Here is a 12187-nt window from a genome sequence, read left to right as displayed (position 1 = left end):
TCCGCGATCGACGGCGTCGCGCGACCCTCGGCGTATCGCACAGATACGCGGTCGGGTCGCGCTCCTTGCGCTCGCGGCGGCTCACGGTTCTCGCTCGAAACCGATCCGTGGCGCAGACTCCTAGCGCCGGAACGCCTACGTGCCAGACGAGCCCTCATCCCGCGCTCCCGTCGGCGCCCCGCCCGCTGGCAGCACCGAGCGTCCCCCGGCGCGCCTCGCGCGCGCGACGGTGCTCTTCGTCGACGTCGTCGGCTTCACCGACATCGCCGAGACGATGGGCGCGGAGCGGGCCTACTTCGCGGTCACCGGCGCGGTCCGCATCATCGACGAGATCGCGCGCCGCCACGGCGGCGCGGTCGACAAGTTCCTGTCCGACTGCCTGCTCGCGATGTTCGGCTATCCGGCGCCGATCCCGAACGCGGCGGCGGCCGCGGCGGCCGCCGCCGTCGAGATGCGCGACGAGCTCCGCGCCTACAACACGAGCCTCGACGTCCCGCTCCGCCTCGTGATCGGCATCAACACCGGCGAGCTCGTCGCCGGCGACGTGCGCGGCCGGGTCGCCCGCGAGTTCAACATCCTCGGCGACGCGGTGAACGTCGCGGCGCGCTTGAAGGCGAAGGCGCCGTACGGCCACGTCTACGTCGGCCCCGAGACCGAGGCCGAGAGCCGCGACGCCTTCGAGTACCGGCCGCTCGGCACGTTCGCGCTCAAGGGCAAGCAGGCCGAGGTGCCGATCTTCGAGCTCGTCGGCGCGCGCGCGCGCACCCGCGCGACGACGGGCTCGCACGCGCCGCTCGTCGGCCGCACCGACGAGCTGGCGCGGCTCGGCGCGCACCTCGAGCGCCTCGCGGGTGGCACGGGCGGCACCGTGCTCGTGATCGGCGAGCACGGCATCGGCACGTCGCGCCTGCTGCTCGAGGCGCAGACGCTGCCGCAGGCGGCGCGCGTCGACCGCGTCCGCGCGGCAGGCAGCGGCGGCGCCGATCACGGCGAGGCCCGCCTGCTCGCCTCGCTGCTCGCGGCGTTGGCCGGCGAGGAGGCGCTCGCCGGCGCCCCCCGCACCGTCGACGCGCTCGCGGCCGACGTCGCGATCGCGCTCGAGCGCCGGAGTCGCACCCGGCCGGTCGCGGTCCTGCTCGACGAGGTGCACCGCGCCGACCCCGCGTCGCTCTCGCTGCTGCCGCGGATCGCGAACCGTCTCGCGGGGCGTCCCGTGTTGTTCCTGGTCGCGGCCCGTCCGGAGACCGACGAGATGGTCGCGGCGATGCTGAGCGGCCTCGGACCGGCGGTCGTCGACGAGATCCGCCTCGGTCCGCTCTCGCGCGCGGAGAGCGTCCGCCTGATCGACGCGGTCGGCGACGCGCGGCTCTCCGAGGACTCGCGCGCCCTCGTGCTGGCGCACGGCGAGGGACACCCCGGCCGGCTCATCCGCGCCGTCTACTTCGAGCCGGCGCTGCGCGCCGAGCGCGAGCGCGCCACGGCCGGCAGCCGCCGGCCGGGCGACACCGAGCGGCGCCGCGCGACCGTCCTCTTCGCCGACATCACCGGCTTCACGAGCCTCACCGAGCGCGCCGGCACCGTGCGGGCGTTCCCGATCGTGGTCGGCTGCCTGCAGGTCCTCGACGAGGTCGCGCGCAAGCACGGCGGGACCGTCGAGAAGCTGATCGGCGACTGCGTGATGGCGCTCTTCGGGTTCCCCGAGGCGCTCGAGGACGCGCCGCGCGCGGCCGTGAACGCCGCGATCGAGATGCGCCGCCAGGTGCGCGCCTACAACGAGCGGCTGGCGCTCGACCCGAATCTCGGGAGCCACGCCCACCTCGACGTCCATATCGGCATCAACACCGGGCTCGGCATCGGCGGCGACGTCGCGGGTGCGCTGATCCGCGAGTTCGCCGTCATGGGTGATCCCGTGAACATCGCCGACGAGCTGAAGGACCTCGCGCCGGCGGGCCGCGTCTTCGTCGGCGCCGAGATGTGGAAGGCGACGCGCGACGTCTTCGCGTACCACGAGCTGCCGCCCGCGGCGCGCAAGGGCGGCGGGGCCCCGCTGCGCGTCTTCGAGCTCGTGTCGGACCAGGAGCGGCTGCACCGCGCGCGGATCGGCGCCGAGCGGCGCGTGTTCTCGCCGCTCGTCGGCCGCGAGCGCGAGCTCGAGACGTTGCGCGACGCGGTGGCGCGTCTCGCCACCGGCCACGGCGGCATCGGCACGATCGTCGCGGTCGCCGGGCTCGGGAAGTCGCGCCTGCTCCGCGAGGTCGCGACCAGCCCCGAGGCCGAGGGCGTCACCTGGTGCGAGGGGCGCTCGGTCGCGACCGGCCGCCACCTCGCCTACCACGCGATCGTCGACCTCTGCCGCTCGCTCGTCGGGATCGAAGAAAGCGACGGCGACGCGAGCGCGCTCGCGAAGCTCGAGGCGCTCGTCGCGGGCGTGATGCCGGACGACGCGGAGGAGGCGCTGCCATTCCTCGCCGCGCTCCTCGCCCTGCCGCTCGACGAGGCGCGCCGCACGCGGATCGCCGACCTCCACGGCGACGCGATGGAGAAGCTGACCCTCCGGAGCGTGACGCAGCTCCTGCGCGCCGCGAGCCGCGACCGGCCCCTCGTCGCCGTCATGGACGACCTGCACTGGGCCGATCTCTCCTCGATCGAGCTCCTCGAGTCGGTGCTACGGCTCTGCGACGAAGCGCCGATCCTCTTCCTCGGCCTCTGCCGTCCCGGCTACCCGAGCACGTCCGAGCGCATCCGCGCCCGGGCGCGCGCCGAGCACGCCGACCGCACCTTCGAGCTCGAGCTCGCGCCGCTCGACGCCTCGGCGGCGCGCAGCATGCTGAACCACCTCTTCCGCCAGGGCGACCTGCCGCGCGACGTCCGCCAGCGCATCGAAGAGAAGGCCCACGGCAATCCCTTCTTCATCGAGGAGGTGGTGCGGAGCCTCGTCGACGAGGGCGCCGTCGAGCACGTCGACGGCCGCTTCCGCGCCACCGTCAAGATCGCCTCGGTCACCATCCCCGACACCATCCACGAGGTCGTGATGGCGCGCGTCGACTCGCTCGACGCGGCCAAGCGCCAGCTCCTCCAGACCGCGGCCGTCATCGGCGCGAGCTTCCACACCGAAGTACTGAGCGGCGTCGTCGAGAACGTGGCGACGATCGCCGACGACATCGACGCGCTCCTCGCCGCCGAGTTCCTGGTGCGGTCGGAGTCGCTGCGGGACGCCGAGTACGACTTCAAGCACCCGCTGATCCAGGAGGTGACCTACGAGAGCCTGCTGCTGGCGCGCCGCGAGGTGGTGCACCGCAAGGTCGCCGAGACGCTCGAACGGGTCTTCCCGGAGGACGTGCCCGGATACTCCGGGATGCTCGCGTACCACTACGGCAAGGGGGGCGCGCCCGAGCGCGCCGAGGAGCACCTCTTCCGCGCCGGCGCCGCGGCGGCGCGCGCCGCAGCGCCGAGCGAGGCGCTGCACTTCTTCGAGGAGGCGTCCAAGCTCTACCTCGAGATCCATCGCGACGGCGGCGACCCCGTCAAGCGCGCGCTCCTCGAGCGGAACATCGCCGAGGCGCTCTACTACCGGGGCCGCTTCCTCGAGGCGATCGAGCACTTCAACGTGGCGCTTCGCCTCCTCGGGGACCGGGTCGCCGAAGGCTCGTGGCGGCTCGGGATCGACTTCGCGCGCAACCTCGTCGCGGTGCTGGCGCGCCTCTACGGGCCGAGCTTCGGCGGCCGCCTCCCGCCGGCGACGGCGCGCCAGCGCGAGATCATGGACCTCCGCTACGCGCGCGCCGAGGCCACCGTCACGACGCAGCCGACCCGCCACCTCTTCGACAGCATGGACACCCTCGCCTTCTTCCAGCGCATCGATCCGCGAACGGTGCCGGGAGCGGGAAAGTTCTACGCCGGCGCCGCCGCGCTCTTCGCGTTCGGCGGCATCTCCTTCGACGTCGCGCGCCGCCTCTCCGAGCGCGCCCACGCGCTCGTGCCGCCCGAGGACGTCGACGAATGGATCTACGAGCGCGCCATGCACGTCGCGTTCCGCGCGCTGCAGGGGGACTGGTCGCCGGAGCACGAGATCGATCCGGAGCGCATCGCGGAGAGCGTGCGCAACGGCCAGCTCTGGGGCCCGACGACCTACCTCGGCCTCCTCGGCGAGAAGCGCATCCAGCAGGGCGACCTCGCCGGCGCCCACGCCTGCATCGCCGAGATCGACCGCATCTGGGACCTCTTCCAGTACGACCTCGCGAAGACGAACTTCTACTACCTGCACTCGCTGCTGCCGCTCGAGGAGTCGGACTGGACGAAGGGCGTCGAGGCCGCGAACGCGTACTACGACGAGAACCCCGAGGACCTGCTGCACATCCTGGCGCTCGGCGCGCGCGCCAAGGCGGAAACCGCGCTCGGCGAGCTCGACGTCGCCGAGGCGACGATCGGCCACGCCGCCGAGATCGTGACCCGCCTCTCGCCCGTGCCGCCCTTCCACGGCAGCGCCTACCACCGCTCGCGGCTGCTCCTGGACCTCGCGCGCCTCGAGGCGGCGGCGCGCGCCGGCGACCGCCAGGGCGCGGCCCGCTGGCGCCGCCGCGCCCGCAAGGACACGGGCCCCGCGCTCCGGAGCGCGGCCCGCGTCGGGTTCCGTCGCACCGAGCTGCTGCGGCTCGCGGCGCGCGCGCAGGCGCTCTTCGGCCGTCGGCGGCGGGCGCTCCGCGCCTTCGAGCGCGCGATCGCGTGCGGCGAGGCGCTCGGCGCCCGGCCCGAGACCGCGCGCGCCTGGGCCGACGTCGCGCGCCTGCTCGCGGGCGGGGGCGCCCGCTTCCGCGATCTCGACGCCGGCGGCTGCCGCGAGCGGGCGCGCGCGACGTTCGAGGCCCTCGGCCTCCGGAACGACCTCGCGCGGCTGGAGCGCGAGTGACGCGGCTCGCGCCGTCGCTCGCCGCGACGGTCGTCTCGGGAGTGCTCTACGCGCTGGCGTTCCCGCCGCTCCGCCTGCGCGCGCTCGCGTGGATCGCGCTCGTGCCCTTCCTCGCGGCGCTCCGGCACGCCTCCTGGCGGCGCCGGCTCGGGCTTGGCGCGCTCTGGACGCTGGTCTCGGGCTGGAGCGTCGGGACGTGGATGGCGCCGGCGGTCGCGAGCTACTTCGATCAGCCGCTCCTCGTCGGCGTCGCGATCTTCCTCGTCGTGACGGTCGGCATGGCGACGCCCTACTACGCCGCGTTCGCCCTCGCGTACGGCCCGCTCGCGCGCCTCGGCGCCGCGACCCCGCTCCTCGCCGGCGCCGCATGGGCCGCGGCCGAGCTCGCGCGCGGACGGCTCTTGAACGGCGCGCTCGGCTACGTCGGCAACTCGCCGTGGGCGACGCTCGGCTATTCGCAGGCGGGTCTGCTGCCGGTCGTGCAGATCGCCGCCGTCGCCGGCGTGTACGGCGTGTCGTTCCTCGTCGCGACCGCGAACGCCGCGCTCGCCGAGCTCGTCGCGGAGCGCGGCGAGCGGCGCTCCCGGCGCGGCGCGCTCGCCGCGGGCGCGGTCGTCGCGGGCGCCGTCGCCTGGGGCGCCCTCGCGGTGGGGAGCGTGCCGCCCGACGCCGCGTCGACGCCGATCGCGATCGTCCAGGGCAACCTCGGCGCCGCCGTCCGCTGGAGCGCCGAGGGCCCGGCGCGCACGCTCGAGGCCTACCAGCACCTCACGCGCGAGCTTCTCGCCGCCGACGCGCCGGCGATCGTGTTCTGGCCCGAAGCCGCCCTCACGTCCTTCATCGAGCACGAGGACACGCACCGCCGCGCGCTCGTCGCGCTGCTCGCCGGCCGCGACGTGGAGCTCGTCTTCGGCGCGCCGCGCGCCGGCACGCCGGCGGGTGGACCGCCCTACGCCAACAGCGTCTACAGAATCGGGCCCGACGGCGCGCTCGATGCGCGCTACGACAAGGAGTGGCTCCTGCCGTTCATGGAGTACCTCCCGCTGCGCTTCGACTTCGCGCGCCGGCACTTCGGCCGCGTCCGCGAGTTCACGCCGGGCGCGCCGACGCCGCCGCTCCCGACGCGCGCCGGCGCCGCCGGGCTGCTCGTCTGCAACGAGGCCTTCCTGCCGCACGTCGCCGCCGCCCGCGTCGCCGCCGGCGCGACCTACCTCGCGAGCCCGTCGAACGACAGCTGGGTGCCGAACGCCGGCTTCGCGTGGCAGCAGTTCGACATCGCCGCGATGCGGGCGGTCGAGCAACGGCGCTTCCTCGTCCGGGTGTCGGACTCGGGACCGTCGGGCGTCGTCGATCCCTGGGGCCGCGTCGTCGCGCACACCGACGCGCGCGCGCGCGCGACGCTGCGGGCGACGATCGTCCCGACGACCGCGCCCTCGCTCTACGCCCGAGCGGGCGATGCGTTCGGGGTCGCCTGCGCGCTCGTCGCCCTACTCGGCTGCGCGCTCGCGCACGTTCGCCGCGGGCGCTAGCCCGCATTTCTCACCGCCGCTCCGCGAGCCAGCAGCGGGTAACGTAGGGCACCGCGATCTCGTCCTCCACCTCCGCAGCGACGACGGCGGCGATCGCCTCGAGGACCGCGTCGAAGTGCGCGCCGGCCTGACGACGGAGCGTGAGATGCGAGCGCCACGCCGTCATCCATACGGCGACGGGCACGCGATGGACGCACGCTGCCTCGAGTGCGCGTACGCGCGCGAAGCGACCACTCGCCCGCAGCACGTCGTCCTGAGGATCGCGCCGAGAACCGTAGCGATACCCGGGAACAAGCCCACGGATGCGCTCCTCGATGCGGCGCTGCACGGGATCGTCGAGGACGCGGTGGTTCCAGAGGCAGGCCAGGCGCCCGCCCGGGACGAGCACGCGCGCGGCCTCGGCGAGCGCCGCGTCCGGCTCCACCACGTTGAACGACGCGCCGAAGGTCACGAGCGAGCGGCAGGCCGACGGGAGCGGCAGCGCTTCGGCGCGTCCGGCGAGCCACGCGACCCGCGACAGCCCCGCGGTGTTCGCGACGCCGCGCGCCCGCATCGCCGGGCTCGGCTCGACGGCGGCGACGGCGAAACCGCGCGCGGCGAGCGCCGCCGCGAGACGACCGGTCCCCGCACCGACGTCACAGGCGTGCGATCCGAACGGCAGGTCGTCGAAGCAGGCCGCGAGCGCCGCGGCGACGTACGGCGGCCGCGCATCGTAGTCGGCGGCAACGCTCGCGTAGTCCCACTCAAGTGCCATGCACGAGGCTCCGAACGATACACGCCCCGACGGACGCAGCGCGGGCGCGCGTGAGGGGCCCGTCGACGACGAGGTCGGGACGGACCGGCGCCTCGAATGGCAGCTCGCGGCCCACGACCGGCGTCGCGCCGCCGCGGCCCCGGACGCGCGGCGCGCATCCCGCCGCGAGCCGCAGGTAGACCTCGAAGTAGTGCGGCGCACGCCGCCGGTTGGCGCGACGGACGCTCTCGAACATGGAGATCGTCGCGACGACGACCGTGAGGCCTTGTGCGGCGAGGAGCCGCGCGAGGCGCGCGTACCGTTCCGCCGCGCGCCGCCGGTCGGCAAGGTCGTAGCCGAGGTCGGTCGCAATCGAGCGGCGGAGCGCGTCGCCGTCGAGGAGCACGGCTGCGATGCGCGCGCGGCCGAGGCCGCGGACGACGGCGGTCGCGACCATCGTCTTGCCGCTCCCGGCGAGCCCGGTGATCCAGACGATCCGCCCGCCGCGGGGGGGCGCAGCACGCCAACCATGCGCCGCGCGCCGGCCGCGCACCGTCGTCGTGCCGGGGGCGTCCCGCCGCCCGCTCCGCGCGCCGATCCGGGTCACGCCGGGCGCCCCGCGCGACCCGAGCGGCGCGACGGCGCCGGCCGCCAGTCGTGACGCCACGCCCGCCCGGTCGCAATCCGGCGCTCGTAGAGGCCGAGGTCGGTGACACGGTCCACCTCGCACCACCGGCCGCGCACGGGGATCGCCTCGACCGCCACGCCGCGCGCGACGAGCGACGCGAGTAGCGCAGTCGTCTCGAGCCGATCCGCCCGCTCCGCGCCGAGACGGGCGACCAACGCCGCGATGCGCCCGAGCCCGCGCGGCGTCAGCCGGAGCAACCCCATGAACTGCCCGTCGCACTCGGCGACGTCGCCGATCCGCGCTCCGATCGCCCGCACGCGGCCGGCGACGACGCGCAGCGACTCGGCGTCGTCCTCGGGACGCGCGAAGCGGGCGCGCCAGAGCGCTCGCCATGCCGTATCGTACGTAATCGCGACGTCCGCCGTTGCGCCGGCGAGCGCACGGAGCACCATCGGGTGGCAGACGACGTCGCCGTAGACGACGATGCACGGCCCGGCCGCGAGCCAGCGGCGCGCCGCGAGGAGCGAGGCGACCATCGCCGTCCGCCGCCACGCGCAGTTCACGAAGCGCACGAGCCCGCGCCGCCGGAGGCGATCGGCACGCCATCCGCCGACGACGGCCACGCGCTCGACGCCGGCGGCGCGAAGCGCCGCCGTCTGCCATGCGAGGAGCGGCTTCCCGGCGAGACGCACCAGGCATTTCGGCCGATCGTCGGTCAACGGCCGCAGCCGCTCGCCGCGGCCGGCGGCGAGGATCAGAGCTCGCACCACGTCACCGGGGCCGGAGCGTCCTCGGCCGGTGCGCCGACGACCCGGAGCACGCCTTCGCTGCAGCGCAGCTCCACGGTCGCGGCCGCGATCACGCGCTCGAAGACCGGCGCCCCGACGCCGAGCGCCGCCGGCACGTCGAGCTCGCGGCAGCGCACCGCCATGTGTGAGTTGCCGCCTCCGAAGCGGGTGACCAGCCCAACGATGCCGCAGCCGAAGATCCAGTCGAATCCGGGATCGGCGCGCTCGGCGCAGACGAGCCGTCCGCGCAGACCATGGCGATCGAGCCCGCGTCCGTCGAGCGCCACCGGCGCGGCCACGACCGTGCGCTCGCTGACGAAGGTCGGCAGCACCGCTGCCTCGACGACGACCACGAGGTCAGCAGCGTCGCGCACGAGCGGCCCCAGGCGAAGCGTGCGCTCGCACTCGCGGCGTGCACTCGCGGCATCGATCCGCGCCCGCAGCCACCCACCGTCGCCGCGCGCCGCCGCGGCAGCATGACGCAGGTCGCGAAGGGAGAGCAGCGCGATCTCCTCGCGCGCGAGGCCGCACGCTCGTCCCCACGCCGCGAGGTCCTCGAGGATCGCCGAGAGCCGGCGCGTGAAGCGGAGCTTCGCCTCCTCGCGGCCGACGATCGCGGCTGCCGCCCAGGCGAGGAGCGCGGCGGCGTCGCCGCCGATGCCGACCTCGCGCAAGAGGCGGTCGATCGCCGCCCGCTCGGCGGCACGAGCGACGAAGGCCACGCGCGGCGGCCGTGCCTCAGGCGCGGCCGTCCAGAGATCGCGCCCGCGGAGCCCGTACGGCAACGAGGTCACGTCGAACGCCCCCGGCCGGAGATGACCCCAGCGCGCGACGAAGCGCCCGGGCGCGAGCGTGCCGCGCGCAGCGCGCGACCAGTCGGCGGCGAAGCGTCCCGCGACGGTCGTAAGCGAACGGCGAAACGCGTCGAGGCGCTCCGGCGCGAGCGCGCCGCGCTCGACGAGCGAGCGCAGGAGCCGCTCCGCCATGAAGGCGTGCCGTGCGACGACCGCGAACGGGCGCGCGCCCGTGATCCGGCACTCGCCGAGCGCGGTGAGACAGACGCGGAGTCCGCGCGGACGGGTGGAGGCGCGCGACACGGACGCGCCGGCGTCGTGGCGAAGCGCGGTCGCGAGCGAGCCGCGCGGGCCCGGATCGACGGCGCGCGCCGTGAGCGCGGCGAGCGCGCGCCGCCACTCGCGCGCGGCGTCGGCGCGCAGCACCCCACGGGCCGCGCCGGCCGCGAAGTCCCGGACCGTCACCGCGATCTCGAGCTCGACGCGATCGTGCAGCTCGGGTGCGGCGCGCAGGCGCGCGAGCCAGGCATCGACGAGCGCCGCGCGCGTGGCGAACGGGAGCCCGGCCGGCAGGAACGAGTTGAAGGACGCCCGCACGTCGACGTACGGCCGGCCCGCGAGCATCCGCACGAGCGGCGTGCGCGGCACCGACTGGTAGCCGAGCGCGGCGCGCGCTTGCTGCCACGTACGGTCGGTGACGAGCGCGCGGAAGATCCCGGCCGCGAGCGGCATCGGGTGGACGCCGATCAGCTCCGCCGGATTCCAGTCCGGCATGACGCCGAGCACGGTCGATGCTCCGGCGAGCCCGGCCCGCGGCCGGCCCAGAAGCTCGACCGTCGCGGCGAGATGCGCGATCCCGCGCGCCACGTGGCGGTCGCGGGCGGCGCGCGCCGCAATCCGGAACGGCAGCGGCCGCACCTGCAGCACCGCGACGGCGCCGCCGGTGCGCTCGGCGAGTTCGACCTCAGCGCCGCGATCGCCGAACACGGCGCGCGCCGCGGCGCGTGCCGCGGCGACGATCGCCGCGCACCCGGTGGCCGCGACCGCGCGCGGCTCGGCGCCGTGGAGCACCGCGACCCGCGTCGTCGCCGCGCGTCCGCTCGTCACGAGGTCGGTCGCCGGGCCCTCAGCGAGCTCGACGACATCGTAGGGCGCGCCGGTCGCGGGATCGCGAGTCGCCACGACACCGCTTCGCCGCGCGTCCGTCACCATCTCCTGCACGAGCACGTGGTGTATCCGGCCGTCGTCGGGATACGCCGCGACCACCCGGTCGACCGCCCGCGCGAGCGCATCCGGCGTCGGCGTAACGTCGAGCTCGCTCCGGAAGTGCCCGGCGAGGCCGCCGTCGGCGGCGTCCTCGTCGCGGGTGGCGCTCCGGACGGCAAGCCGCACGCCGCCGAGCCGCGCGAGGCAGGCCGCAACGACGGCGCGGCGCTCGCTCCGCCAGTCCGCGACGGTCCAGTACACGAACGGCGGCACGGTGCCGGACGGCAGCAGCGCGGCCGCGCAGGCGAGCGCCTCTGCCTTGGTCGGCCCCCCGGCGCTCACGCGTCGCCCCGCGCCGCGCGCGCCGGCACCATGCTGCCGATCGGCCCACGGCCGTGGTCGCCGAGCACCTGCCGCCAGCGCAGGCACTCGGTCGCCTTGGTCGCCGCCGGAAGCGGGCGTTGCCGTGCCGATGCCGCCCGATAGGCCGCGAGCGCCGCCCCGAAGCCCGCCGTCACCACCCGCTCATGGAAACGCGCGCGCGCCTCGGCGTAGAGCTCGAGATCGACCGCGAGATCACGCGCGAGGCGCCGGCGCGTCGCCGGCGCCAGCCGGTCCGGGTCCACCGTCCGCGGCGCCGCGAGCACCGAGTGCCACATGGGAATGCTCGCGTAGCCGGCGAGACGCGCGAGCAGGAAGACGGTCTCGTCGAAGCGCTCGGTGATGCCAACGAGCGCGTACGCGTGTGCCAGCTCGCGCGCGGCGGCGTGGTGCAGCCCGATGCCGTCGCGCTCCCCGTCGCGACCCGCGACGCGCAGGAGGGCGCGTGCCTGAGCGTAACGCCGCGCCTCCCCCGCCGCGACGAAATCGTCGAACGACGCGCCGGCGAAGCGCTCGGGGTGGACGAGGATGCCGTAGTTGAAGACGCTGACCAGCCGCCGGATCGGATCGCGGAGGAGCGTCACGCGGACGGCGTCGCCGGCGACGACCGGCAACGCGTCGTAGCACGCGTGTCCGTCGATCCAACGAAAGCCCGGCGCGGTCGCGCGCGCCCGCACCCGCCGCCAGAGCGCCGGCACGTTCGCCTCGTCGTAGACCGTCGTCGCCCATCCTTCGCGCAGCATCTTCGCGCGGAGCAAGCAGGCAAGCGTCGAACCGCCGACGGCGCCGAGCCCTGGGAACACGAGCGTCTGCGGCGGTGCGCCCGCGGCCGTGATTCCCTTCGTCACGATCGCGTCCGGGGTAGGCGGCACCGGGTAGTCCGCGAGATCGAGCGGATGCGAGCCGGCGAGCTCGCGTGCGCCCGGCATCACCCAGAGGGGCACGGCTGCCACGCGCGACGTGCCGTGCCAGATCTCGAGGCTCAAGAGGCCGTCGCGAATCGCGTCGAGATGCCGTTGCAAGACGACCTCCGTCCAGAACCCGTGGAGGTCGTCGCGCTCGGCACCGCTCGGATGGAGACACGGCCGGAGCGGGAGCTCGACACCGCCGCACGCAGCGCGGAGCCCGGCGAGGCTCACGACGCCCTCGACGAAGCCGGCGATCGTCTCGGCGCGCGCCCAGAGCTGGTGGTCGGTGGGTCGGTCGACGACGACGCGCATCG

The 12187-nt window shown here is 75.4% G+C and carries 7 protein-coding genes; 2 read left to right on the top strand and 5 right to left on the bottom strand.

All coding sequences use genetic code 11. The features are described 5' to 3' along the window. Window positions 1-229 precede the first annotated feature (229 nt). Both IT293_10870 and lnt read left to right on the top strand, forming a co-directional pair. Entirely contained in the window at window positions 230-4906 is a 4677-nt protein-coding gene (locus tag IT293_10870; protein MCC6765155.1) for an AAA family ATPase, read from the top strand. Beyond that, window positions 4903-6435, top strand: a complete 1533-nt coding sequence (lnt, locus tag IT293_10865; GenBank protein MCC6765154.1) for an apolipoprotein N-acyltransferase — start codon at window positions 4903-4905, stop codon at window positions 6433-6435. The genes IT293_10870 and lnt overlap by 4 nt, the downstream gene beginning before the upstream one ends. Before the next feature lie 10 nt (window positions 6436-6445). Here lnt and IT293_10860 read toward each other — a convergent pair whose 3' ends face one another. Genes IT293_10860 through IT293_10840 form a run of 5 tightly spaced genes read right to left on the bottom strand, consistent with a single transcriptional unit; the run spans window position 6446 to window position 12185 of the window. Next, window positions 6446-7189 (bottom strand): methyltransferase domain-containing protein, encoded by a 744-nt coding sequence (locus IT293_10860; GenBank protein ID MCC6765153.1) that lies wholly within the window; start codon window positions 7187-7189, stop codon window positions 6446-6448. After that, window positions 7179-7775 carry an adenylyl-sulfate kinase gene (locus IT293_10855; protein ID MCC6765152.1) on the bottom strand — a complete coding sequence of 199 codons (597 nt, stop codon included), beginning with the start codon at window positions 7773-7775 and terminating at the stop codon, window positions 7179-7181. Before IT293_10855 ends, IT293_10860 begins: the two co-directional genes overlap by 11 nt. Continuing rightward, complete coding sequence (locus tag IT293_10850; protein MCC6765151.1) at window positions 7772-8563, bottom strand: phosphocholine cytidylyltransferase family protein; 792 nt, start codon at window positions 8561-8563, stop codon at window positions 7772-7774. Before IT293_10850 ends, IT293_10855 begins: the two co-directional genes overlap by 4 nt. Continuing rightward, window positions 8551-10926: a hypothetical protein gene (locus IT293_10845; GenBank protein ID MCC6765150.1), complete on the bottom strand. Its 2376-nt coding sequence runs from the start codon at window positions 10924-10926 to the stop codon at window positions 8551-8553. Before IT293_10845 ends, IT293_10850 begins: the two co-directional genes overlap by 13 nt. Further along, window positions 10923-12185 (bottom strand): hypothetical protein, encoded by a 1263-nt coding sequence (locus IT293_10840; GenBank protein MCC6765149.1) that lies wholly within the window; start codon window positions 12183-12185, stop codon window positions 10923-10925. Before IT293_10840 ends, IT293_10845 begins: the two co-directional genes overlap by 4 nt. Window positions 12186-12187: the final 2 nt, after the last annotated feature.

This window comes from Deltaproteobacteria bacterium (genome assembly GCA_020848745.1).
Taxonomy (GTDB): domain Bacteria; phylum Desulfobacterota; class Binatia; order UTPRO1; family UTPRO1; genus UTPRO1.
Note: the sequence above shows the minus strand (reverse complement) of the source record. Positions and strands in the feature narration are given on the sequence as shown.

Bases quoted from the DNA above. Each gene is read 5' to 3' on its own strand.
- IT293_10840 (MCC6765149.1), bottom strand. From the start codon at position 12,185: ATGCGCGTCGTCGTCGACCGACCCACCGACCACCAGCTCTGGGCGCGC.
- IT293_10860 (MCC6765153.1), bottom strand. From the start codon at position 7,189: ATGGCACTTGAGTGGGACTACGCGAGCGTTGCCGCCGACTACGATGCG.